Source organism: Microbulbifer maximicatervae (SeqCode), assembly GCF_052467615.1.
This window is the reverse complement of sequence record NZ_CP174319.1, coordinates 991,053-1,014,812: the sequence shown is the minus strand read 5'-3', so window position 1 is coordinate 1,014,812 and position 23,760 is coordinate 991,053. Positions and strand designations below refer to the sequence as shown.

28 protein-coding genes are annotated in these 23,760 nt (G+C 47.9%); 10 read left to right on the top strand and 18 right to left on the bottom strand.

Translation table 11 applies throughout. The features are described 5' to 3' along the window. Positions 1 to 13 precede the first annotated feature (13 nt). From ACJJIM_RS04655 to ACJJIM_RS04645, 3 genes are all read right to left on the bottom strand, one after another. Positions 14 to 1,258 carry a cation:proton antiporter gene (locus ACJJIM_RS04655; protein WP_413664988.1) on the bottom strand — a complete coding sequence of 415 codons (1,245 nt, stop codon included), beginning with the start codon at positions 1,256 to 1,258 and terminating at the stop codon, positions 14 to 16. A 50-nt stretch (positions 1,259 to 1,308) separates the two neighbouring features. Continuing rightward, positions 1,309 to 2,271: a hypothetical protein gene (locus tag ACJJIM_RS04650; protein ID WP_413664987.1), complete on the bottom strand. Its 963-nt coding sequence runs from the start codon at positions 2,269 to 2,271 to the stop codon at positions 1,309 to 1,311. A gap of 481 nt (positions 2,272 to 2,752) precedes the next feature. Next, positions 2,753 to 4,036 carry a hypothetical protein gene (locus ACJJIM_RS04645; protein ID WP_444912528.1) on the bottom strand — a complete coding sequence of 428 codons (1,284 nt, stop codon included), beginning with the start codon at positions 4,034 to 4,036 and terminating at the stop codon, positions 2,753 to 2,755. 318 nt (positions 4,037 to 4,354) lie between these two features. Here ACJJIM_RS04645 and ACJJIM_RS04640 point away from each other — a divergent pair, with 318 nt between their 5' ends. The 3 genes from ACJJIM_RS04640 (at position 4,355) to ACJJIM_RS04630 (ending at position 6,363) form a co-directional block, all read left to right on the top strand. After that, entirely contained in the window at positions 4,355 to 4,810 is a 456-nt protein-coding gene (locus ACJJIM_RS04640; RefSeq protein ID WP_413664985.1) for a hypothetical protein, read from the top strand. Between the two features lie 154 nt (positions 4,811 to 4,964). Then, the gene (locus tag ACJJIM_RS04635) at positions 4,965 to 6,056 is read left to right on the top strand and encodes a PA0069 family radical SAM protein (protein ID WP_413664984.1); all 1,092 of its coding nucleotides are present in this window, start codon (positions 4,965 to 4,967) and stop codon (positions 6,054 to 6,056) included. Then, entirely contained in the window at positions 6,031 to 6,363 is a 333-nt protein-coding gene (locus ACJJIM_RS04630) for a GIY-YIG nuclease family protein (protein ID WP_444912527.1), read from the top strand. The genes ACJJIM_RS04635 and ACJJIM_RS04630 overlap by 26 nt, the downstream gene beginning before the upstream one ends. Before the next feature lie 19 nt (positions 6,364 to 6,382). Here ACJJIM_RS04630 and tmpT read toward each other — a convergent pair whose 3' ends face one another. From tmpT to ACJJIM_RS04615, 3 genes are all read right to left on the bottom strand, one after another. Further along, positions 6,383 to 7,021: a thiopurine S-methyltransferase gene (tmpT, locus tag ACJJIM_RS04625; RefSeq protein ID WP_444912526.1), complete on the bottom strand. Its 639-nt coding sequence runs from the start codon at positions 7,019 to 7,021 to the stop codon at positions 6,383 to 6,385. A 240-nt stretch (positions 7,022 to 7,261) separates the two neighbouring features. After that, the gene (locus ACJJIM_RS04620) at positions 7,262 to 7,771 is read right to left on the bottom strand and encodes a DUF1097 family protein (protein WP_444912525.1); all 510 of its coding nucleotides are present in this window, start codon (positions 7,769 to 7,771) and stop codon (positions 7,262 to 7,264) included. A 360-nt stretch (positions 7,772 to 8,131) separates the two neighbouring features. After that, entirely contained in the window at positions 8,132 to 8,827 is a 696-nt protein-coding gene (locus ACJJIM_RS04615; protein WP_444912524.1) for an SDR family oxidoreductase, read from the bottom strand. A 13-nt stretch (positions 8,828 to 8,840) separates the two neighbouring features. Here ACJJIM_RS04615 and ACJJIM_RS04610 point away from each other — a divergent pair, with 13 nt between their 5' ends. The 5 genes from ACJJIM_RS04610 (at position 8,841) to ACJJIM_RS04590 (ending at position 13,368) form a co-directional block, all read left to right on the top strand. Continuing rightward, entirely contained in the window at positions 8,841 to 9,203 is a 363-nt protein-coding gene (locus ACJJIM_RS04610; protein ID WP_413664979.1) for a DUF3301 domain-containing protein, read from the top strand. Positions 9,204 to 9,211: 8 nt separating this feature from the next. Further along, complete coding sequence (locus ACJJIM_RS04605) at positions 9,212 to 9,433, top strand: DUF1653 domain-containing protein (protein ID WP_413664978.1); 222 nt, start codon at positions 9,212 to 9,214, stop codon at positions 9,431 to 9,433. 406 nt (positions 9,434 to 9,839) lie between these two features. Further along, on the top strand, positions 9,840 to 10,325 hold the full coding sequence (locus tag ACJJIM_RS04600; protein ID WP_444912523.1) for a phosphatase PAP2 family protein: 486 nt from the start codon (positions 9,840 to 9,842) through the stop codon (positions 10,323 to 10,325). After that, the gene (locus ACJJIM_RS04595) at positions 10,322 to 11,395 is read left to right on the top strand and encodes an MJ1255/VC2487 family glycosyltransferase (RefSeq protein WP_444912522.1); all 1,074 of its coding nucleotides are present in this window, start codon (positions 10,322 to 10,324) and stop codon (positions 11,393 to 11,395) included. Before ACJJIM_RS04600 ends, ACJJIM_RS04595 begins: the two co-directional genes overlap by 4 nt. A gap of 170 nt (positions 11,396 to 11,565) precedes the next feature. Further along, complete coding sequence (locus ACJJIM_RS04590; protein WP_444912521.1) at positions 11,566 to 13,368, top strand: acyl-CoA dehydrogenase; 1,803 nt, start codon at positions 11,566 to 11,568, stop codon at positions 13,366 to 13,368. Between the two features lie 28 nt (positions 13,369 to 13,396). Here ACJJIM_RS04590 and ACJJIM_RS04585 read toward each other — a convergent pair whose 3' ends face one another. The 12 genes from ACJJIM_RS04585 to ACJJIM_RS04530 form a co-directional block, all read right to left on the bottom strand. Further along, positions 13,397 to 14,764, bottom strand: a complete 1,368-nt coding sequence (locus tag ACJJIM_RS04585) for an ATP-binding protein (protein WP_444912520.1) — start codon at positions 14,762 to 14,764, stop codon at positions 13,397 to 13,399. Next, a complete protein-coding gene (locus tag ACJJIM_RS04580) occupies positions 14,761 to 15,435 on the bottom strand; it encodes a response regulator transcription factor (protein WP_282931897.1) in 675 nt (224 codons plus the stop codon). The genes ACJJIM_RS04585 and ACJJIM_RS04580 overlap by 4 nt, the downstream gene beginning before the upstream one ends. Positions 15,436 to 15,469: 34 nt before the next feature. Then, positions 15,470 to 15,787 (bottom strand): PepSY domain-containing protein, encoded by a 318-nt coding sequence (locus ACJJIM_RS04575; protein WP_282931896.1) that lies wholly within the window; start codon positions 15,785 to 15,787, stop codon positions 15,470 to 15,472. 65 nt (positions 15,788 to 15,852) lie between these two features. Then, positions 15,853 to 16,416, bottom strand: coding sequence for a glycine zipper 2TM domain-containing protein (locus tag ACJJIM_RS04570; RefSeq protein ID WP_444894508.1), 564 nt, complete (start codon positions 16,414 to 16,416; stop codon positions 15,853 to 15,855). A 142-nt stretch (positions 16,417 to 16,558) separates the two neighbouring features. Continuing rightward, a complete protein-coding gene (locus ACJJIM_RS04565; RefSeq protein WP_444912519.1) occupies positions 16,559 to 17,260 on the bottom strand; it encodes a DUF3106 domain-containing protein in 702 nt (233 codons plus the stop codon). Beyond that, positions 17,253 to 17,492 carry a hypothetical protein gene (locus ACJJIM_RS04560; protein WP_444898060.1) on the bottom strand — a complete coding sequence of 80 codons (240 nt, stop codon included), beginning with the start codon at positions 17,490 to 17,492 and terminating at the stop codon, positions 17,253 to 17,255. The genes ACJJIM_RS04565 and ACJJIM_RS04560 overlap by 8 nt, the downstream gene beginning before the upstream one ends. Further along, positions 17,476 to 17,862 (bottom strand): hypothetical protein, encoded by a 387-nt coding sequence (locus ACJJIM_RS04555; RefSeq protein ID WP_413664969.1) that lies wholly within the window; start codon positions 17,860 to 17,862, stop codon positions 17,476 to 17,478. The genes ACJJIM_RS04560 and ACJJIM_RS04555 overlap by 17 nt, the downstream gene beginning before the upstream one ends. Beyond that, positions 17,859 to 18,383, bottom strand: coding sequence for an RNA polymerase sigma factor (locus tag ACJJIM_RS04550; protein ID WP_444912518.1), 525 nt, complete (start codon positions 18,381 to 18,383; stop codon positions 17,859 to 17,861). The genes ACJJIM_RS04555 and ACJJIM_RS04550 overlap by 4 nt, the downstream gene beginning before the upstream one ends. A gap of 362 nt (positions 18,384 to 18,745) precedes the next feature. Next, positions 18,746 to 19,159: a hypothetical protein gene (locus ACJJIM_RS04545; RefSeq protein WP_444912517.1), complete on the bottom strand. Its 414-nt coding sequence runs from the start codon at positions 19,157 to 19,159 to the stop codon at positions 18,746 to 18,748. A gap of 149 nt (positions 19,160 to 19,308) precedes the next feature. After that, on the bottom strand, positions 19,309 to 20,673 hold the full coding sequence (locus ACJJIM_RS04540) for an L-cystine transporter (protein WP_413664966.1): 1,365 nt from the start codon (positions 20,671 to 20,673) through the stop codon (positions 19,309 to 19,311). Positions 20,674 to 20,835: 162 nt separating this feature from the next. Beyond that, positions 20,836 to 21,297, bottom strand: a complete 462-nt coding sequence (locus ACJJIM_RS04535) for a TlpA family protein disulfide reductase (protein ID WP_444912516.1) — start codon at positions 21,295 to 21,297, stop codon at positions 20,836 to 20,838. After that, positions 21,215 to 22,618 (bottom strand): YihY family inner membrane protein, encoded by a 1,404-nt coding sequence (locus ACJJIM_RS04530; RefSeq protein ID WP_444912515.1) that lies wholly within the window; start codon positions 22,616 to 22,618, stop codon positions 21,215 to 21,217. Before ACJJIM_RS04530 ends, ACJJIM_RS04535 begins: the two co-directional genes overlap by 83 nt. A 172-nt stretch (positions 22,619 to 22,790) precedes the next feature. On the opposite strand from ACJJIM_RS04530, the gene arsC reads away from it, so the two are divergent. Next, positions 22,791 to 23,135 carry an arsenate reductase (glutaredoxin) gene (arsC, locus tag ACJJIM_RS04525; protein ID WP_282931887.1) on the top strand — a complete coding sequence of 115 codons (345 nt, stop codon included), beginning with the start codon at positions 22,791 to 22,793 and terminating at the stop codon, positions 23,133 to 23,135. Next, on the top strand, positions 23,135 to 23,755 hold the full coding sequence (wrbA, locus tag ACJJIM_RS04520; protein ID WP_444912514.1) for an NAD(P)H:quinone oxidoreductase: 621 nt from the start codon (positions 23,135 to 23,137) through the stop codon (positions 23,753 to 23,755). Before arsC ends, wrbA begins: the two co-directional genes overlap by 1 nt. The last annotated feature ends 5 nt before the right edge of the window (positions 23,756 to 23,760 follow it).

Genomic DNA, 23,760 nt, shown 5'->3' with positions numbered 1-23,760 from the left:
TTGGAACCTTAGCTCAAAGGTTTAATTTATGAATCAAGCGGCCACTGGTAGTCCCCTGTACCAACAAGGAGAAAAGGACCACGCCAAATACCATAGATTGAATTGTCCACCAATAGGGCAATTCAACTGGAAGAGAAAGCACCAAAGCGACCGCAATAACCCCTCGGAGCCCGCCCCAGCTCATTAACAGACGCCAGGATTTAGGTATCGGGGGGCCAACAAAGCGAGTCAGAGGTGCCACTAAGAATACAGATAATGCTCTAGCTCCTAAAGCAGCCGCTGTAGCAATAAGCATTGCCAGCCATTGGTGGGTAAACATCTCAAAAGTTATCACCAATCCCATAATCACAAAAATAATGCCGGTAAAAAACAACCCCATCCACTCCCAGGTTGGACCCGCATGAATCAAATAGGTGTTATTTTGCTTGCTTAAGCACGCTCGAGCAACAATTGCACATATCATTACCGAAATGATACCTGATACATGAAAGATACTTTCCGCCAAATAGAAACTACCAAATGCAGCGATTACTAAAGTCATTAAAGCCGCACTGGGAGATCGTAGAAACAATATGACAAGAGTGGTTATCAAGCCAAAAATAAGCCCAATCGCAACGCCACCGAAAAATACCATGCAAAAATATAGTGTCACTGAAGTCGCGTCCAACGAAGGAGCTGCAGCCCCCATCGACGAGCTTTCTACAATACCATAGGTAGCTAGCCCTAATACTAACGAATAGAGCACTACAGCTGCAGCATCATTGAAGAGGCTCTCTCCATCCACCAAGGTTAAGAGATCTTCTCCTGTTTTTTCCTGACGCAACTTATTAACTACAGAAACAGGGTCAGTAGCCGCTAAAATAGCCCCGGTTAGCATGGCCGCTACCCAAGGAAAACCCTCCGGATGACCAATGCCGTAATAAGTAATTGCTGCAATAAGAACTGCACAAATAACCAAACCGAGTGTAGAGAATAACAGTACAGGTCCAATCCAGCGCTTTAAGACTTTGGGTTCCAGCTGCCAGGCGGACTCAAAAATTAATACCGGTAAAATGACAAAGAATACCAGCTCTCTGATACTGGTTGCACGCAAACCTGTATCATAGTCAATTATGGGAAGTAGCAAAGCCGCCAGCACTCCTGCGACAAGGCAGCCAAGTGTATTATCAATACGTAAGATCCTTGCAATGCCCAGTCCAATAACTGCAGCGGCAGCGAGATATAACCCCTGCCCTACAACAGTGACTATATCATTCACCTATCCACTCCCATTGCCAGTGCATTCGCACTTCGAATACAGACACACTCTCATTGAACACACTCATCTACAAGTAGAGACTTTACAAGTTTTAAGTATGACTCCACATACAAATGTGCACTCTCATGGCTAGTTAAGGGCTCACAGTATCCAAATACAAAAATGGTATTTCTCGTAATAACTATTAGTAAGTGGGTAACGTGGACTTGTACGACAATACCTGACTCATTTTCAAAGTATTTAAGCCCACCAGATAATCGCTGCATATTACAGGTATTAGAAACACAAATACCAACAGGGAATACAGTGACTTCAGGGAATGTAGGTATACATTGCGCAGCAAAAACGGCAATAGCTTCAGGGGATATCAATTTAAGTGTTGAGTATCCTTTTCTTCCTATAATGGGTACCGCTTGCTCTACTTTCCATTTACTACAGCTATTGGATTTCCGCACATTAAATAGATCGACACCCTTGAATCCAGACAAATTAAAATACTCACCCGTACTTTTTCTTAGTAGTTTAGGTTCTTGGTCAATATAGCCTCCCTCTCTCTCCTGAAACCTGTCTAGATCGCAAAAAAGTACCAATCTTGACTGGCCATCCAATGCAGTATGATTGCTAACAATGATGACCCACTCAACTTCATCATTCACGTTAACTTGCAAGGTAACCCCATAGGCGCAATTTTCTATGTCAACAAATTGATTTTGCTGCCAAAGGTATTCAATCTCATAGCCTAATGATTTATTTAAATGCTTTATGATTAGAGGTACTTTTTCAAATTCAACATCACAAATGCAAGAAGCCTTGGTGCCCTTCTTGGCCCTCGCCCGAAGCATTGGGTGTCTTCTATGGATAAAGGTAAAACCTCTGCAAAATTGCTCGAAAGTAACAGAATCGCGGAGGCGAACACACGATATTAGCTGAGTTCCACCGCGAGACTTATTAGTCAATTCAATAAATAGAGCTTCTTGGGGCCCCAACTCACGTGAGAGCGGCTCATTCTCCATGCAGGCCTCACATTTGCTAATAGGTAGATCACCTGTGATACAAGAAGCACTCTCCTCAGTATAGGAAAATAGTTAGAAACTGTTTGTTGATATTGGCTATTGATACAGAGAGCGGATCACTAAGACAGCCAGCACAATCACAATCTAGTTAACAGTCAATTGATTCCTTCGTCTATACAAATTAAAAGGTTAAAAATACATTGCTAATGGATAGATATCTTATTATCCCTCACTTAAATAGAATTCAACTAACCTTCGTATGAAAATCGATCATTAATAACCTCTACAAGGATTTCTTTTCACCAAACCGTCATCACTACGATGGAGAAACTCACCGCAACCGAGTACAAAATAGCAAATACGCTTAGCAAGCTATGCATTTAAATTGATATTATTAACAACACAATATAAGGAAAATTAAACTTTATTGTAAAACCCTTACATAAAAACAAAAAAGCATCCTAGAAACCCTGATTAAAAATCAACGAATTAGACCACTAATAATATCCATATACCGCTTTATATACAGAAGAGCACTATTTCGACTCAAAAGTGGTTCACAGTAACCAAACACAAAAACTGAATTCTTATTGGTTGTATACGAAATTACCATCAATGGGTTTATTCCATTAGTTTGAGTCACCATTCCTTTTTCGATATCAAAAAATTTCATCCTCCCACCTAATTTATTCAAACTTCCTACATTAGATATGCAAATACCAGCAAAGAAGGATTCAGAGCCAGAGATTGTCTCTCTTGCCATAGCCTCCACCTCAGCAACAGTGTATGCAGACACTATTTTTTTTGCCAACGGACGTTGTTTAGTTAATACCTTGTATATTTGGGACTGTAAATTTTCAGCAAAATCTATAATATCAACCGATGTAGGATCTTCAGGAATAGATAACTGAATAGTTTGCGAAAACGAACCAATATGCTCTAATGGAATCGGGGGGGTACATAAGCCTCTTCCATCCAAAGCTAAAATAATCTCCTCTCCCTTTTTATAGGTTGGTAGGACTACTGAAGCAATGGAAGCAATTGCACAAAGAATTGCGGTTAACTTTACTCCCCGGTCTTTACCTATTTTTGCTAGCTGATGGAGATCTTCAGGACACAATAGTCTCGCTATTGCACCAGCCTGCCGTTTACTTGCCGGTGCAACCTTCTCAACAGGCCAGTTTAATTTTTGATCATCCGCATCATGAAATATATGTTTTTCACCTGCATATCCAGCAGCTTCTAAAATTTTAGCGATACTTTCTCCAAGAGGTTGTGATTCATTGCCTATAAAGGGTTTATTTTTTTGCACTAACTGATCCAACTGTAAAAAAAGAGTCATAATAGAACGACCATCCATAATCGCATGAATGTTGTTGACAATAACCCACTGCACTAAACCTTCATGATTGCAAAATATACTTAGACAATATGCATATCTATCACTATCTATATATTTTCTGGCTTGATTTGAGTATTCTCTCTCAAAATCCATGTCCTCATCTAGCCGGTACACATCTATAGGGATTTCGGAAAAATCCACATCACAAACCCACCGATATTTATTATCTTTCTCGACTCGAGCTCGCAAGAGAGGATGATACTGATGTAGTATTTCAAGGCCAGAACGTAGCGTATCAATTGCTAGAGGCTCACAAATTCGAATAAAAGAAATAAGTTGCAGCCCCCCTTTTGACTGCCTAGACAGCTCTACATAAAGAGCTTCTTGGCGTCCCATCTCCCGAGAGGGTATCTCCGATTTCATGGTTGAAGCTACTGTACCTAAAAGGCATTCATACCAATTATAGAAAATAATAAAACTACATATAAATCAAACAATTACGACATAAAAAGTGAAGTGACACACTATCTCGTAGCTAAGCACACCTAGCGGCTTTGTAGATAAGCTTACTTTCAGTTGATATCATAATGATAGCTTTGAATCTGCTCACTAATGGCAGCGCTAAATATTCAAACAAGTCGCCATTGGTATTCTCAACATACAAAATATAATTAAATATTAACTCAGAGTCGCCAGCCAGATAATCAAAGCTCTCAATTGAAATTAGACAAGGATAAAAATATGAAAAATAATATGGAAATACAACAAGTTATCGATGCATTATATAGTGGAATCTCTGGCCCTTCAGGTTTCCAACGCGACTGGGAAACACAGGCATCATTATTTTCCTCTGATGCGAAAATGATTCGCACATTTGTGGATAGCAATGGCAAGCCCCAGTCTACGATCCTCAGCGTCCAAGAATATCCAGAAAATTTTGAAAATCTAATTGCAGATCGCCCTTTCTATGAAGCTGAAATACACAACATTATCGAGCAATTTGGAAATATTGCTCACGTCTTCAGTATTTATGAGGCCTGGAGCGATAAGGAGAAAACCCAATTCCTAAAAAGAGGGATAAATAGTATCCAGCTATTGAACGATGGCGAATCCTGGAAGGTAGTGCATATGATTTGGGATGACGAAAGACCCGGGCTGACAATGGAATCGAAATATAACCCCGCAGTCACCGCCTAAACAGTATTTACGAGCACAATTAGCCCCTAAGAGGCATTGCCTCTTGGGGAAACCAAATCCAGGCTTATTTTCCTCTCCAGGTAAATCCGCGAAGGCTTGCAATCCTTCAAAATTAAGGCGTAAACTGTACATTAATACAGTTATCGCTAAAAAAATGTCAGATCATCCTTCCACTAAAGCGCCATCCCCATGCAAGGGCCGAGGAACCGCTTCTAACCTCCCTGGGCGCTTTGCTGAACTTTCCAGCTCCCGTGAAACTGATGGCTGGCAAGTGGAGCCTGATCAGCCGGTGAGACTAATAACCTCATCCATTGAGGAAAAGGCGAAAACTATTATCTCGACTAATCAATCTCCAGATATCCCTTTCTCCCAATCGATAAACCCCTACAGGGGATGTGAGCATGGTTGTATCTATTGCTATGCCCGCCCAGCCCATGCCTACATGGATTTATCGCCAGGGCTCGATTTCGAGACCAAGATTTTCTACAAGCCAAATGCTGCTGAGCTTTTAGAGAAAGCGCTACGAAAGAAGAGCTACCAGTGCAGTCCCATCGCTCTGGGAGCCAATACCGATCCCTATCAACCTCTGGAACGAGAGAAAGAGATAACCCGTAGTTTGTTGGAGCTTATGCAGGAGTTTCGCCAGCCGGTAACCATTGTCACCAAAAGCCAGTTAATCTTGCGAGACCTCCCACTGCTGGCAGAAATGGCACAAGATAACTTGGCCCAAGTCGCCATTAGTGTGACCACGCTAGATAATGCCCTTAAGCGTAAGCTTGAGCCAAGGACCGCTGGCCCTGCTGCTCGTCTGCGAACAATTGAACAGCTGAGTACAGCGGGCATTCCTACCGCAGTACTCGCTGCGCCTATGATCCCCGCTCTCAATGACTGTGAACTGGAGTCGATTCTTGCAGCTGCGCGGGAATCAGGGGCTGTAAGAGCCGCATATATCCTATTGCGCCTCCCCTATGAAGTTGCCCCTCTATTTCGGGAATGGTTAGAGGTACACTACCCAGAAAGAGCAAAGCATGTCATGAGCCTGGTGCAGCAAAGCCGTGCAGGTAAGGACTATCAAAGTGAATTTTCCCAAAGGCGAACTGGCACAGGCATATTTGCTCAACTGCTCCAAAGACGCTTTCAAGTGGCTATGAAAAAGCTGGGTTTGGATCATCGGCGCCTTACCTTGGATTGTTCCCAGTTCAAGCCACCGCCTCGCACTAATGAGCAGCAGGATTTATTCTCTTGAATCTATGGGCTATATAAAAAAGAAGGAAGAGCTGAGGGTGAATTGGTTTCTCTACCTTGTTCGAACGGCCAGAGGAACACTCTATACCGGTATAACCAATGATTTGGAGAGGCGTTTTGCTGAGCACTGTAGTGATGGCCCAAAGGCGGCAAAAGCACTACGAGGTAAGGGGCCCCTTACGCTCGTATTCTCTGTGGGGCTACCCGATAAATCAACCGCCTTGAAAATGGAGATAGCCATTAAGAAGTGGCCAAAATCAAAAAAGGAAAAACTAATACTTGGCTCTCATTCCCTGCCAGAAATTTGACCTGCAGAGAAAGCCATTATCACTTTGGTGTTAACAACCATGCCTCTTCTCTTGCAGGAACCTTGCCTTTAAGTCCACCAACAACGTCTCTTGTCGCTAATACTTGTAGGCTATAATCGGCATCATAATATTCATAAATCAAACGGCTCCCAACAGAAAAAGGTGGGCCAGGCATCTGAGTTTGTTCATACTCGAAGGATACGAGGAGTTGAGGTGCGACCTGGGTAATAGCCATTAAGTGTCTGACATATTGCTCACGAATATCTGTGGGGAGGGCTACCAGTGCAGCCCGATCATAAATCGCTACAACCGGCCCCAACTCCTCTCTACCCAAATCGAATATATTGCCAACAAAAATATCGATGTTGGCACCAGAGTAGCACTTCAGATTACCAACCTGGCTTACCTTTGGGATTACTGCCATTTCACTGAAGAGCTGCTTCACGGCCGCCTCATTGAGTTCACAGCCAACGACTGAGATATTCTGTTCTAATAACCAAGCAATATCTTTCGTTTTGCCACATAGCGGCAAGAAAATCCGATCACCCGGAGACAGAGAGAGACTGGAAAAGAACTCTGTCAACAACGAATTGCCGGCCGCCTCGTGAAAGCCAATATCATTTCTTTTCCACTTATCGTGCCAAAATTCTTCCTTCACAACTGGCTCCTACAATCCAAGGTAAAAAAATAGATAAGAAACGAATTACATCAATGAAGAAGTGTTCTGTAGTATTCCATTTCGATACTACTTTCAGACCCATAGGGTTCAGTAAACGCCAAAGCCGTAACAAATACCATTGCTGTAGATAGCAATATACGTTTTACCATTGAACTATACCTCTATTCAATCTTACTGAACCCCTTACAACCCTTTCCCTCAAGCACTCAGATTAATCTTTCAACAAGTCCTTACTGCTCGTTGCTGACGCGGCCATAAAATATCAATCAGGCCGGCAAATACTGCACCGATAGATACCGTTGCAATCAGTTGAAAATAGGCATCCAAGGTAATGTCCAACTGCGCAAGAAACGCAATAATAATACCAATGGCATAGCTGGTGACATTCCGAATACCGGTCACCATTCCCATTGCCCATACACTGATAATCGAGAAAAGAAGTGCAATCGGCCCAACCAGAATACTTGGGTCAATTTGCCATTTATGTGCCGCTGTTTGAGCGCCCAACCCCAACCCCAGCCCGGTCACCACACATGCGAGATTGTAGGCACCTGCCCGCCAATCACGCCCTCTGGAGTAATAGGCAATAACACCCAACACCGCTACCCATATTGGCATTCCGCCCAGATAACCGACGAGTGCCGCAACAATGAGAATTGCAAGGATTGGTGACTTCAGTAACTGGGGGGACAAGCTTTTACGCTTGGTTAAAACACTGGGCCACTTCATGATTTCCACTCCTTCGAGGACACCCTGATAAGAGGTAAGATTCCTTGCCTAAAACGTAAAACCCGCCAACACTCTGAAAGGATCTATCAGAACCATTCCTTGATATGAAGCTATTTTCAGGTAGTTCCCACTCTGGGGGATAGAAAACTTCTTCCGTATTCTTGCCCAATCTTGCAATCAGCAGGCAGTAGCACGAAGCAGACAAAACAGACTCACCCACCGGCCAAATGCAAAAAAGTTGAAATGCATAAATTCGACTGATCAAGGCTACTCAAGCGACCTCGTATTCAGGCCGGCAGAGTGTGGGAGCTGCATTCTATTAGATTCTCAAAGGAGTTTTGTCACAGCCCATTACAAGCGTTACCAGGGAATTTCTGTCCCGTCATAGTTATAAAATCGACCCGTTTTTGCTGGCGTTACTGATAAAAGCAGCTTTTTTAGTCCGCCGACACTTTCCTCAGCAGAAATCAGTGCTCCGGGGCCGCCCATAGCCGTTTTTACCCACCCCGGATGCAAAGCGAGAACCGTGATTCCTCTCGGCTCTAAATCGATAGATAAGCTTTTGACGACCTGGTTTACGGCTGTCTTTGAAGTTCGGTAGATATATCCCCCGCCAGAGCGATTATCAGCGATACTCCCAACCTTGCTGCTCATCACCGCGATTAGCTTGTGCTCGCTGGCCGCAACATTGTCACAAAAAGTTTCTGCCATCATATAGGGGGCGATAGTGTTGGACTCTAAAACTCGACGCCACTCTGCGCGGTCAACAGCGCCAAATCCCACGCCCTTCGGCCCGTAGTAACCTGCATTGTTGAGCAATATGTCTATCGGCTCTCCTTGAAAGGCCTTACCTAGAGAGATCATCTGTTCGTAGTCGGTCACATCTAGGCGAATCAACTGTATCGAGGGGTAGCGTTCTTGCAACACCGCGAGCTCAGCGGCTTTCTTCGGTTCCCGGCAACAAGCCAGGACCTTCCAGCCAATTTCGGCAAACTGGGAACACAACTCAAGCCCAATTCCCCGATTGCAGCCAGTAATTAAAATCGTGCCGGACATTGGTGCTCCTTAAATGGTATTCTTGCGGGAAAGCGATCATAGCAACTGTATAGCAATGTATTACACTCTCAGCGACATACTGTGGCTTTCCCTGTTCTTTGTGGTTCTTTGGTATATCTGGGCCAGTATGGCCGCTAAAGAGCACGTCCGGCGAGCCGCTTCTGATCACTGCCGACAGCTCGGTGTCCAACTGTTAGACGACACCGTGCTTTTGGTTCGTACTCGAATCAAAAAGGATAAGAGGGGGTTTTTCAGCCTTCACCGCAGTTACAAGTTTGAGTTTACTTCTACAGGCGAACATCGCTATTCAGGCACCGCTGTACTTCACGGGAATCGCATCCAACAGTTACAGCTTGCCCCCCACCACGTAAGTTAGAGGTACCCATGCAACGCGGCCTATATCGTCACTACAAAGGAAATCTGTACGAGGTTTTACATACCGCAAAACATAGCGAATCCGAAGAGGTTATGGTTGTGTACCGAGCCCTTTATGGAAGCTATGGCGTCTGGGTGAGACCCCAAAGAACATTTAATGAAACAGTTTCTAAAAACGGCGTTAAATCTCCACGCTTTGAATTAGTCCAGGCATTTGACATAGCTGCCTGACCTGACTGAAATATAATTAATTTTGGAGGGGCCATGCTTCCTCCAAAGTCACTTTATCTGCCTATTATTTTTTCCAATAAGATAAGCAACTTTCTTCAGTTATATCTGCACCCAATCCAACTCAATCTTTTGTCTAACTTGCTGGTACTCAGGTGTACTATCAGCTTACAACTGACCCCGAAAACCCCCAGCGTTTATTAATCGAATTACTTATAATTTTGATTTGGAATAATTTTGCGCCAACTATTCGTTGGATCTTTCAGCCTTTGAAATAAGCTCTTTCATTCTATTCTTCCCGCCTGGTCAAGATTTCATTATTGCGACATAAATCGGTCAAGTCCGTGCAATAATCGATTTGTAACTTGTCGGCATGCGAGGCTTACCGATGAATCTAAAGAGTTTTGATGTGTCCATAGTGCTGTATATGGTTGAGCGGGCATCACGCCCCAGCTCTCGCCGGCGCTATCTGTGGCTATCTAAATCTGGGGATGGGTGGGCAGCCGGGGCACTTTTATTCACCTATGTATGGCTCAATTCAGCCATTCAACTGCTGTACTTAGCATGTACCGCAGTTGCCTTGGAGCGCGGATTGTACTGGGGGATAAAAAACACGACACGACGACTTCGCCCGCCCCAAGCAATCCCGGGCATGCGTCCCGTAATTGTGGCGCACGATCGTTTCAGCTTACCGTCGGGCCACACCTCATGCGCCTTCCTATTTATAACCGCGATGTCTATACAGGTGAGCCCTATGTGGAGCTTCGGTTATATCTGGGCCACCGGTGTCGGAGCCGCCAGGGTTGGCCTGGGAGTTCATTTCCCGTCTGATATTTGTGCCGGCGCTATTTTGGGGACCAGTGTCAGTTTAATTGTGAGTGCTGCCTTTTTATGAAGATACTTTACGGCGTTCAATCCACGGGTAATGGGCACATCAGTCGCTCCCGTGCGCTGGCTAAGCAATTCGAAAAGTATCCAAATCTCGAGGTCCAGTGGTTATTTTCAGGCCGTCCAAGAGAAAGCTTATTTGAGATGTCTTCTTTTGGAGACTATTGGTGGCGGGAGGGAATGACTTTTATCCACAGTCACGGCCGCTTGAATAGTTTCGCAACACTACGAAACATCAATGCAGTAAGATTCATCAAGGATATAAGAACACTGCCGGTTAATAATTTTGATTTAATTATCAGTGACTATGAACCTGTTACGGCCTGGGCAGCGAAATTTAAGAAAAAACGCAGCATCGGTATCGGCCATCAATACGCCTTTGAATTCCCGATCCCTGCGCCTCGAAATAAGTGGGCATCCCGCACAGTACTAAAATCATTTGCCCCAACACAAGAGAGTATCGGTTTGCATTGGCACCACTTCGGCAACCCAATACTACCGCCAATCGTCCCTCAGAAACCTGAACTCTCCCAGGAGTTGGGTGAACATATTCTAGTTTACTTGCCTTTCGAACAGCCTATTCCGATGCTGGACGAACTTTCCAGGCTGCCCTATCGGTTTATCGTTTACGGTATACCCCACAATTTACCTACCTCTAGTAATATTCAAGTTAAGGCCCCCTCAATTAATGGCTTTCAGAAGGATCTGGCAACCTCTAAAGCAGTAATCTGCAATAGCGGATTTGAATTATTGGCTGAAACCCTGGCTCTGGGAAAACCCATTCTCAGCAGGCCTCTCGCCAATCAATTTGAGCAGGAAGCCAATGCCAAAGCGCTCGATCAGCTCAAACTGGCCACAATCGTAAAACAGATAAATGCCTATACGATCGACAAGTGGCTAACCAACTGCCCCCCTCCACTTCGGATAGTTTGGCCTGATGTGGCTCAATCACTGGGCAACTGGATTGCTTCCGGGTGCCGACAAAGCCCAGCTGAACTATCCTCCCAGCTGTGGCGCAAGGTGGTACCAAAGCCCGTTGCAGACGCAGCACCAGTATTTCAAAGAATATCCGAGTAAAAGCACTCTAATAATCGCCAAGTCTATTCATAGAATCAGTCATTGCCCAGTGCACCCTCTCCACGTTTACATATACACTTGAATCGTAGTGTTCCAGCATAAAAATATTCAATGGAAAACTACCTGGAAATTAAACGGATTACCCAAAAAGAATAATGTAAGAGGTAAACATGGCCCATCAGCTGCTCAACGAGCGTGAAATCGATTTTTTGCTTTACGAATTTTTAGATACCGAGGCCCTAATCAATCGCCCTCGGTACAGTGAGCATTCCCGTGAAATTTTTGATGCAACACTGAATACTGCACACACCATTGCAGAAAAATTTTTCGCTAATCACAACGCCAAAGGCGATGAGATTGAACCGAGCTTTGATGGTGAAAACGTCAGCGTTATCGAAGAAACTAAACAGTCCTGGGATGCTTTTGCCTCTGCAGGATTTCTTGCCGCTCACTGTGATGCTGAGGAAGGCGGGCTGCAATTGCCAGAGGTTATTCTGCGCACAGCACTCGCTTACATGGCTGCAGCAAACGTTGCCAGTGCTAGCTACCCGTTCTTGACCATAGGCGCGGCCAATCTGGTACGGACTTTCGCCAGCGAGTCGCTTAAAAAGCAATTCCTTCCACAAATGTTGGACGGGCGTTTTGCCGGGACTATGGCTCTAACTGAACCGGATCAGGGCTCCGCGCTGTCAGACATTCGCACTAGCGCCCTACCAGAAGAGGACGGCAGCTACCGCATTCATGGGCAGAAAATGTATATTTCTGGTGGCGATCAAAACCTCACTGAGAATATCGTTCACCTGGTTCTGGCAAAAATTAAAGGCGCACCCGCAGGTGTGAAGGGAATATCGCTTTTTCTGGTTCCCAAATTCCTTCTGGACGAGCAGGGGAAACCGGCAAAACGCAATGATGTAAAACTCGCAGGCCTGCTACATAAAATGGGCTACCGCAATACCACATCAACGGTTTTGAACTTTGGTGAGGACAGTGGCGCTATAGGCTACCTGATCGGTGAACCCCACCAGGGCCTGAAGTATATGTTCCAGATGATGAATGAGGCTCGTATCAGTGTGGGAGCTGGCGCTTCTGTACTTGGATACCAGGGGTACACTTACTCTCTTGAGTACGCCAAAGGCCGCCCGCAGGGGCGTATGCCCTCTAACCGAGATCCTGAATCCAAACAGGTCCCTATCGTCCAGCATGCCGATGTTCGCCGTATGCTACTGATGCAAAAAGCCTATGCTGAAGGTGGCTTAAGCTTGAGTGTTTATGCCACCTCACTTTACGAGGATGAGCATACAGCCCCTACAGAAGAGCAGCGCAACAATGCTGCAACACTGCTCGATCTGCTAACTCCCGTAGTAAAATCCTGGCCTTCCAAGTACTGCCTAAAAGCTAATGAGTTGGCGATTCAGGTTTTGGGGGGAGCGGGTTATATTCGTGAATACCCGGTAGAGCAGTTGTATCGAGACAATCGCCTTAACGCAATTCACGAAGGTACAGAAGGCATCCATGCCCTGGATTTACTGGCCCGGAAAGTACCGTCAAAAAATCTTGCTGGCTACCAACTGTTACAGGCAGAGATCCGCAATACGATTATGCAGGCCAGGGATAAACCTAAGCTCGAATCGATGGCCAAAATGCTGGAAGAAGCCCTGGAAAAGTTGGATGAGACAAGTTTTGCATTATTCTCCCAGCTTCAGGAAGATGTGGATCGCGGCCTGGGTAATGCCACCCTATACCTGGATTTATTTGGCTGTACCGTAGTCGCCTGGTTGTGGCTACAGCAGGCAGTTATCGCAGAAAAAGCACTGGAAAAGAATCCTAATAGTGAAGCTCAGGATTTTTACCAGGGTAAATTACACACTGCTAAATACTATTTTGAATGGGAGCTACCAAAAACAGAGACAGCTATCGCACTGCTGAAATCAGGCAATAGCGTTCCTTTCGACATGCAGGAAAATTGGTTCTAGTTAAACGACTTGTCGAGCAAAACGGAAATTACAGTTGTACCGTAATTTCCGTACCTGCCTCAGGAAGAGGGACTGCATTTATTTGCCCTTCATAGCTCTCAACAATATCCACTACCACGGCAAGTCCAATACCCTGCCCAGGTTGCTGTTCATCGGCACGAACGCCCCGCTGGGTAACCGCTTGCCATTTCTCACTGTCCAGCCCTGGGCCATTGTCTTTAACCCGAATAGACAGTTTGCGAGTATCTTCCATATTCTCAACGGCAACCGATAATTTCCCCTCACCATATTTATAAGCGTTATCCAGCAAGTTACCCAGGACTTCCATCAGGTCACCTTCGTCACCATAAAACAGGGTGTTTTCAGCACAGGAACTTTCGACATCACACGGCTTACTGCGATACACCTTTTCAAGCGCATCCAGTATTTTATGGAGCAGTGGCGCGACCGGTGTCCCCCTTATAATGGATTTCGGCGAACTGGTTACTGCCCGCTGCAGTTGATAACTGATAATACTGTCCATCCGCTGCACCTGATCCGTTAGCGTCTTGCCGGCGGTTGTTGAATCTCCAGAAAATTTAAGACCTTTCAATACCGCTAATGGCGTCTTCAGGCTGTGGGCCAGGTCAGCTAATGTATGCCGGGTTTTTTCTCTCTGGCGGCGCTCATTTTCAATCAACAGATTTAAGTTATCTGTCAGTGGGCGCAGCTCCCGCGGAAAATTACCCTCCAATCGATCAGCACTCCCACGCTGCATTTCCTGAAGCGCATTAGCCAGGGCTGTCAGCGGGGCAAACCCCCAGCGCAGAACCAACCACTGTGCAAGGATTAATAACAATGCGCCCAACCCCAACCAGTGCCACATGGTTGAGCGAAACTGCCCCACTTGGGCCTGTAGCGGGGCCGCATCCTCGAGCACTGCAAAGGTAAACAAATTTTCATCTTCCAGCCCCCAGGCAACCCCTTGGCGGAAACTGCTATAACTTCCCTCTTCTCCCGGAACCGATACCTGCGAATAGGACTGCTGCCCCTGGGAAAGCGGATAGAACTCCAGCTGCGGCATTGCCAGGGCTGACTCCGAACGCCAGATAATCTCACCCTCCCGATCAATAACAGCGCCCACCAAGCCGGAATCAGGCTGGTTGAAGCGTTGCTCGGGCAAACTCGGGGGCAGAATCAGGGTTTTACCTTCCGGCTCAGCAACCGCCAGCAGGGTGTAAATGTAGACCTGCAGCTCCCGCTGCTTGGCTTCATTCAGGGAGGTGCGATAGGCGTGCTCGAGGACTCCAGAGATAAGAAGAATAAAGCCGACCAGCACAAGACTGGTAACCAGGGCCAGACGCCCCTTTAAGGAACCCAGAATATAGGAAAGCAGGGGGAAATTGATGGATCTCACTGCGGAATCACAAAGCGATAGCCGCGCCCGCGCAGAGTCTCGATAGGCTTAAGCTTGGCTGCCGCATCAATTTTTTTCCGCAGGCGTCCAATAAACACCTCTATCACATTGCTGTCCCGGTCACAGTCCTGTTCATAGATATGTTCTGTCAGGGTGGTTTTTGACACCACCTCATCCGGATGTAGCATCAGGTATTCAAGTACTTTGTACTCAAACGAAGTCAGGTCCAATTCAACTTCATCCACACTAACCCGTTGCGCACTGGTATCCAGAACGATAGGTCCGGCTTTAATCGTCGGCGATGAGAAACCTGCGGAACGGCGCACCAGGGCGTTCAACCGTGCGAGCAGTTCTTCAGTATGGAAGGGTTTTACCAGGTAATCGTCCCCGCCAGCTTCCAGGCCGGAGACCCTTTCCTGCCAGTGTCCCCGAGCCGTTAAAATCAGGATAGGAAAATGCTTCTCTTCACGGCGCAGTGTTTCAATAACCTGAATACCATCAATTTTGGGTAAACCCAGGTCCATTACTGCAACGTCGTAGGGATATTCCCTCCCCAGATAAAGTGCCTCTTCTCCATCGGGGGCTTCGTCAACAGTGTACCCGGCCGTACGCAGGGACTCTGCCAGCTGCTGCCGCAGTAATGCTTCATCTTCAACTAATAGTGCGCGCATAGTAATTACCTTATTGCAGCTCGCAATTATTCTGCTATCGGGATATACGGCCGCTCTGTTTATCGACAAACACCACATAAACCTGGCTTTTGGCCGACAGTCCTTTCACCCGATACACGGCTCGCCCCTGTTTCTTGGTCTCAGAAATGGCGAGAATTTTTCCACCAAAGCGTTGTTTTACGATTGAAGCAGCCCGATCCCTTGAGATTTCTCCCCCTTGAACACGAAGAAAGTGGGGCTGGAAACTCTCCCGCTCATAAGCGGGGTAGCTGTGTACCGTGGCACTGCAGAGCGCCGGCAAAAACACAGCGGTAAAAGCAATAAAGCCAAGTAAGGTACGATTCAGTTTCACGGTGCGGCTCCTGTGGATATCCAATTTTCCACCCTTTATAAACTCCCTGCCGCCCTCAACCGGGCTCAAAGAGCCGGTGAGACATCGACATGGACCCGGATTCTATCGCCCGGATGATGGTCAGTGCGAGTCAAGTAAACTTGCCCATTATACCGATAGCGGACATCGTATCCGACTAATTCCCTTCTTGTAGAGTATTCATCTACAACATGGCAACGGGACTCTGTTGCATAGTGGATTGGAGCATTGGCACGGCTGATCTGGTTACCTACCAGGGCGCCCACCAAAGCCCCTGCGATTGTGGCGCCGCCACGATTGTGACTGCGATGATAACCGTAGCGTCCACGGTGGCCGTGATCGCCTAAGTTATTGCCGATTGCAGCACCTATAAGTCCCCCCACTACAGTACCTGCCGGGGAAGTCGGCTCTCGATAGGCAACCTGTTCATCGCGACACTGAGTCGTCGGTGTAACAACCTGAACATCGGTGTAGACGGGAGTAACCTCGGTAACTCGCGCATAATCATAGCCACCCGCAGCATAGCCTCGGGGGCCCGCGCTGGCAGTAGAACTTAGACCCACCAGTGCCGCAACTGCCGCACCCGCGATTAGCTGTTTGTATAGTTGCACGATATATCTCCCGCTAGTCATCAACGGGAGCCAGATTACTTAAGATGATCTGAATAGACGCTGAATTACACTATCGTACCAGCGTAGCAGCGAGGTAAAACGATAAGCCAGCCTCTCAGGATTGGAATTTGAATGGCAGGCACTATTCAGGAGCCCCAGATGAACTATCAGTCTCCTCATCACCCTCTCGTCGGTCACTGGCCTCTCGATCACGCCTAGGCCGAGAATCCTGGTGCCTTCTCCCCCTTTCGTGCTCCCTTCTGGGCCTATCTCCTCTCGCCCGGTCGCCCCTTGGTCGGTCTTCTCTGTGCCGGTTTCCCCTAGGTCTATTCTCATCGGACCTATCCCTCCTAGGCCCATCTTCCCTGAGTCTATCCCCTTGCGCTCGCTCTCCCCGAGCCCTATCACCTCTGGGCCTTTGCGGTTCACTCCTATCGCCCCTAGCTTCCCGCCAGCGCTCGCGCACTTGCTCTCTCTGTTCGGGGGACATCTGCCGATATCTCTCACGAGCCTCACGGATACTCTCACGCCTGCCTTCCGGCAGGGCACGGTACTGTCGATAAGATTCCCGCAGCTGATTACGGCGTTCCTGGGGCAGAGACTGCCATTTTTCATAGCGCTGCCGAGCATTGTCACGCTGCTCAGGGCTCATTGAGTTCCATCGACGCGCACCCCGCAACAACCTCTCCTGCTGGCTATCAGACATGTTGGGCCAGCGCTCTTCCATGCCCTGTAACAGCTTGCGATCACTATCACTTAGGCTTTTCCACTCCACCGACCACGCCATACCAGCCCAAAGCAGTGAGGCTGCCATCAAACAAGTTGCGACCAGGGTTTTAATCATGACTGTCCCCCAGCCATATATCTTTGCTTTTGGTGCCTTCTTGGGTTTGCCCGGGACCTTGAACCAACTCGGGATCTTCAGGGATAACGACATCACCTTGTTCATCGACCCACTCTTCCAGGAATAACAGGAATTCCTCCGGCAGAGGCTCTGCTTCCTCCGCCTCGGTAGTACCTGGAAATACGAGCGCACACATAGATATGATGAATAAAACACTACGAAGAGTGCCCATCCAACTCCTCCGCCAACCACTGATAAAACTCCATATCCTCAATCATCTCGATATCCATATCTTCATCCAGCAGCCAATCACCACTCACTAGCAGCTCTGTACGACTTTCATTATTGATAACAGAACTGGGCCACCATAGAGCAAGAAATAGCACTGCGGCAGAAGCCGCTGTAACTGGAAGGTATGGATACAAGGTGTTGAGTGAAAAGTACCGTTTTTTATTATTTTGATCTTGCGCTGCGGAGCGGATGCGCCGCAACTCAGCCAGGGTTTCCGTATCGAGCGATCTCTCTCTACGTATAACAGCGGCACTGGCCGCTCCGAGTATACGCTTCTCGTTAGTCGATGAATTGTTTTCTAAATTACTCATTCCATCGCCTCCAAATGAACCCGCAGGCTGCGCAATGCTCGAGAGAGGTGAGTCTTCACACTTCCCTCGCTACAAGCCATAGCCCCTGCTGTCTCACTGACATTAAAGCCTTCAACGCAACGCAACAAAAAAGCCTGCTGTTGACGCAGAGGTAACTTTTCAATGGCGCGGTCAATGGCATCAATCGTACGTTCACCGATTAGGACACTATCCGGGCTGCGGCCGTTGGGGTCGGGAAATTCACTCAGATCCCATTCATCGCCTTCGCTATTAATAGGAAGTTTATCTTTCAACAGCTGCCAACGGGACAGGTTTTTCTTGCGACGATGCCAATCGGTTATGCGGTTATTAAGAATGGTAAAAAATAATGGGCGCCACTCCGCACGGTCTCGGCAGCTATAGCTTTTGACGAGTGCAAGCATAGAGTCCTGAACGATATCCAGCGCATCATCACGGTCCCCTACAGCATATTTCGCCATAGTGAATGCCCGCTTTTCTACTGAAGCGAGAAACTGATCCATAAAAGCCGATTGAGGTCCCTTGACGAGGATGCAATCCTTCTACGGCTATTGCGGAGCCTCTAAATAATTCCGTGATATTTCTTTGGCTGTCAGGGCAGCTCACAGTCTAGGCGCGGCTTCACAGGAGTGTTTAAACCTTTTGAGAAGTCGCAGCACAGAGTATGAACCACTCTGAAATCCCCGTAGGACAGACTTAGAAGGCCCCAGCTACTGCATAGCTCTTGCAAAGGACTAAGGCTTTTATCAGCAGGCTGCGCCTAGCGACTGCAGTCTTCCAAGACTATAGAAATATCACGGAATTATTCAGAGGCTCCTTAGTTTGCCGCAACCCACTAGATAATGCCTGCTAAAACCAACAATCACTAATCGTTATTGTTGTCACGGGATCTACGATGGTGCTTTTTTGTCCGCTCGCCGCGTTCGTTCTTCCGATCGTATCTATTATCTATTCGCTCGCCTTTTTTATCGAGGCGCTCGTTTATTTTCTCACCTTTGTTATCCAGGCGCCTATCGATACGATCACCTTTTTTATCTAAATGTGCAGCTAATTTATCTCTCCCATTAGCGGCAGCCTGCTCAGACCGCTGGTCCAGGCGCTCATTAATACGATCACCTCTATCGTCGAGGCGCTCTTCAATACGATCCCCCTTTCTGTCGAGACGATTTTCAATACGGTCGCCGCGATCATGTCCATCATCCTCACTGCTTTCAGCTTGCAGCGAGAGGGGAAAACCAAGGCTAAGCGCCAGTACTGACAGTCCTATCAGTTTATTCATAAGTTGCTCCAGTTCCGTGAACAAAAAACTCAATGCGTTAACAGCACTGACTATAACGTCAGGCACCAGAGCTGGTTGACAGGACTCCTATGAAAAATCGGCGAAATCAGAAGACAAAAATAATCGGTGCACAAAGTACCATTCTCTGTTCAACCCTCTACAACTTCCGGGCCGGGCACTTCATCGCCGAGCCAGCGTTGTGTCAGGGTGCCAGCAGTCATAGCGCCGTTAACATTCAGCGCGGTTCGCGCCATATCAATCAGAGGTTCAACAGAAATTAGCAGAGCTGCGATAGTAACTGGCAACCCCATTGCCGGCAGTACCACCAAGGCTGCAAAGGTCGCCCCGCCACCAACGCCCGCTATACCGAAAGAACTGATCATTACAACCGCCACTAAAGTAGCAATCCATACTGGGTCCCATACATTGATCCCCATCGGCACTGCCACCATTACTGCCAGCATGGCCGGATAAATACCGGCGCAGCCGTTTTGCCCAATAGTCGCACCGAAAGATGCAGAGAAATTGGCAATTGCTGGAGACGTACGCAGCTGGTCTACCTGAGTCTCGACATTCAGGGGAATAGTTGCAGCACTGGAGCGGGAGCTAAAGGCAAAAACCAGCACCGGCCATACCTTGGTGAAATAGTGCAGCGGATTGATACCATTAATAAGTAGCAACAGACCGTGCACCAGGAACATCAAACCAATAGCCGTAAAGGAGGCCAGCACAAAACTCAATAAGTTAAGAATATCCCCCATACTGGATTTAGCGATCAGGCCTGTAACCAGGGCCATCACGCCGTAAGGGGTAAAAGCCATCACTAGTCGCACCAGCTTCATAACCCAGACTTGAGCCACATGAACGAAGCGCTCAATCGCTGCGCCCTCTTCGGGAAATTCACGGCGAACCGCCAAGGCTGCCAACCCTAAAAGCACCGCGAATATAACCACCGCTATAACAGAAGTAGAGCGAGCCCCGGTCAGGTCCAGAAAAATATTGCGCGGAACAAAAGAGGTAATAATCTCAGGAATGGAAAGGTCCGTGACCTTGCCAATTCGCTCATTCAGCACTTCCACTCGCGCAGCTTCTCTGGAACCCTCAACCAATCCCGCAGCCGACAAACCAAATAGCTCGGCCATAGCCACGCCAATTAGAGCGGCCACCGCCGTTGTTCCCAATAGCACCCCCAGGACTGAAATACTGATTTTGCCCAGCGCCTGGGTATGACTGACTTTAACTACCGCCACTAATATGGAAGTCAGCACCAGGGGCATCACGAGTAAATACAATAGATTTACGTAACTGTCCCCTATCATCTCTACCCAAGGTATCACCTCTGCGGGTGCAGCCCCCCATCCGCGAGACAGTTGCAGGGTGCCTCCAAAGATAACCCCAAGAATCAGGCCAGCCAGCACTGCTGGTGCGAGGGAGTCACGGCCTCGCTGCCAGCGAAAAAGTCCGTATATAAAAACAATAAATAGAAGCAGGAAAGCAAATGAACTGATATGCATAAGGTCTGGGTCCCACCCGGAACAAAAGGGGAAAGTGGCGGCATGCTATCAGCGAACCGCCACAAGCCTATAGATGTGTTAGTTATAGTTTTATAAAGTTTGGGAGCTTCTAATAATCCACTGTTACCCCGCCGGCTTTTACCAGCACTCCATTAGTACTCGCTATAGATTGAGAGCCGAAATGAAGTCGTCTCTATCCTGCGGGCCAACCAATGTTTTATGCCAGCGACCATCGGTACCAATAATGAACGTAGAAGGCAGCACCTCCGGCTTCTCCTGCCCCCAGCGCCCTTGCGGTTCGGCCACTAGAACGGGAAAAGTAATACCCAACTTATCCGCCTGTTTTTGTATTTCCGCAATCGGTAAATTGTCGAAGTTCACCCCAACAACAACGACATTGTTGTTACCGTCGGCCAGTTGGTTAAGGACCGGGATCTCCTCTCGACAGGGCTTACACCACTCTGCCCAATAGTTAACCAGCAAAACCTTACCCGATACATCCAACTCTTCCCCATCAATGGCTAGAAGCGATTTATCGTCTTTAGCGCAGGCGCTTATTCCGCATACCAACAAAAGAAAGGTGACCGCTGCTGCTCTTGTCATCTTCACTTTGACTATTTTCATCAGGCCCACTTTCTCCCCCGGTTTCAGAGTTTGTTTGCTTATCATCAGTCCCGCCGTCGTGACCCAGCTCAAGGGGCTTATCTTCAGCTTCCTTTTGCTCGGCCTCCAGGAACAACTCCCCAACAGTAATACCTAATTGCTCTCGGGTTGACTCTCTGGCATTGGCAAAGCGTTGCTCTACCTCTCCATACCAGGGCAATCCATCCAGACTCGCAGGAATTCCACTGGGCATCCAATCCGAACTCAGCCAGCCTGCCAATTCAACCAGGGACACCGTATTCAGGTCCCTCAGCAAAACATAATCATTGCGATCAGTCTGGGTCACCATACGATTAGCCTGAAGGATATTCCGCAACCTTCGCCACTGAACAAACTTGATTCCCATACGGGAAATATCTCGCTCCTTCAGAGGCCTCCCCTTCGCGCATTTCTTATACATCTGCCAGAGAACAATAAGGAGGGCAACCAGGTCAGAATGCTCCCGCTCCTGGGTCGCAGCTTGATAAACCGATAGTGTGCGCACCAACACACAGCCGGCCAATACCAGTATCCACATCAGATAAATCCAAAGCAGGAACAGGGGAACAACAGCGAATGCCCCGTAGATTGCCTGGACCGAACTCCGCGCTACCAACAGGCCGAATAAGTACTTCATAACCTCGAAAACAATCGAAATTATGATCCCCCCCTCTATTCCGTGGCGCAACGGGACATAGCAATTGGGCACAGCGATGAACAGTAGGGTAAAAACTATGGAGCTGAAAACAAACGGCAGAACCCTGAATAACAACGAAGTTACCTCAAAGGAATCAGCTCCACCCAAGAAAAATTTTTGAGAAAAGACAAAAGTACTTGTCGCCAGTCCCGCCCCTAATAGGATTGGACCGAGACTCAATATCGCCCAGTACAAAAGAAAACTCGAAACGCCGCTGCGGCCTTTTTGGACATCCCAGATAGAGTTAAAGGTCCCCTCGATACCGCGAAGGGTCAAACCCGCAGTAATAATCAGCATCGCGATACCAACGCCAGTCAAACGCTGTGCCTGTTCGGAAAAACTGCTGATATATTTTTGGATCTCGCGCCCACTCTGAGGCAAAAAGTGGGTGAACAGTTGATCCTGTAGCCTACTCTGCAAGCCGGCAAAGTCGGGGAACAGTGACAACATGGCGTAGCTGACCGTCACCAGGGGAACTATGCCAAACAGTGTCAGGTAAGTGAGAGCAGCCGCGCGTTGCCGACAATCCTTTTCATCAAACAGCTTCCACAGCGACGTCGCAAAGCGCAGCCAGTGGTTTCCCCAATCCTTTACGGTGCTTCTCATTGTGATCTCTCTATGCCTGGACATCTCGCCCAGGCCGCAGTATTACTGCCCCAAATAGCCAAGGAACTCCCGAAAACCCCGCAGGACGTTGGGGGAATTATTCAGAAGCGCCTTAGAACTCCGCAACATTCTTCGGTTAGAATACGCCAAACAGTAACAGGATGCCGCCACAATGTGGACGATTTACCACAACCCCCGCTGCTCAAAATCCCGCCAAACCCTACAGCTATTGCAGGATAACGGTATTGAACCGGAGGTGGTTCTCTATCTACAAACCCCACCTTCTGCCGAGGATATTCAGCAGTTGCTGCACAAACTGGATATTGATGCACGACAGTTGTTGCGCACTGGTGAAGAACCCTACAAGCAGTTAAACCTGAAAGACAAAGATCTGGCCGAATCCCAGTTAATTGACGCAATGGCTCAAAACCCTATTTTGATCCAACGCCCGATCGTTATAAAAGGCGACAAAGCAGTGATAGGACGGCCCCCTGAAAATGTACTGGGGCTGATCTGATGGAACGGGACAACGAAGGCTATGTCCTCATCCTCTACTACAGCCGCACCGGTGCTACGGCGCGCATGGCCACCGAACTGGCTCGCGGCGTAGAGGCCAGCGGGATGACCGCTCGCCTGCGCACCGTGCCCGGCGTATCCCCAGACACTGAAGCCAGCGAGCCGCCGGTACCCACCGAAGGTGCCCCCTACTGTACAATCGAGGACCTGCGCAATTGCTCCGGTTTACTGATGGGCAGCCCTACCCGCTTTGGCAACATGGCCTCTCCGCTGCGCTATTTCCTTGACCAAACCAGTGATATTTGGCTCGATGGCAGCCTTACCGGTAAGCCGGCTGCGGTATTTACCGCCACTGGCAGTCTTCACGGTGGTCAGGAAACTACGCTGGTATCCATGATGCTGCCCCTGCTGCACCACGGCATGTTAATCGCCGGCATCCCATACTCCGAAGCCGCCTTAATGCGCACCCGCACTGGCGGCACACCCTATGGTGCCTCACACTGGTCCGGTGAACACGCCACATCGCTTTCCGATGACGAAGTAACCCTGTGCCGAGCACTGGGCAAGCGAGTCGGCAGCCTGGCACAGACGCTGGATAATACACATAACGGCGACAACTAGAGGAT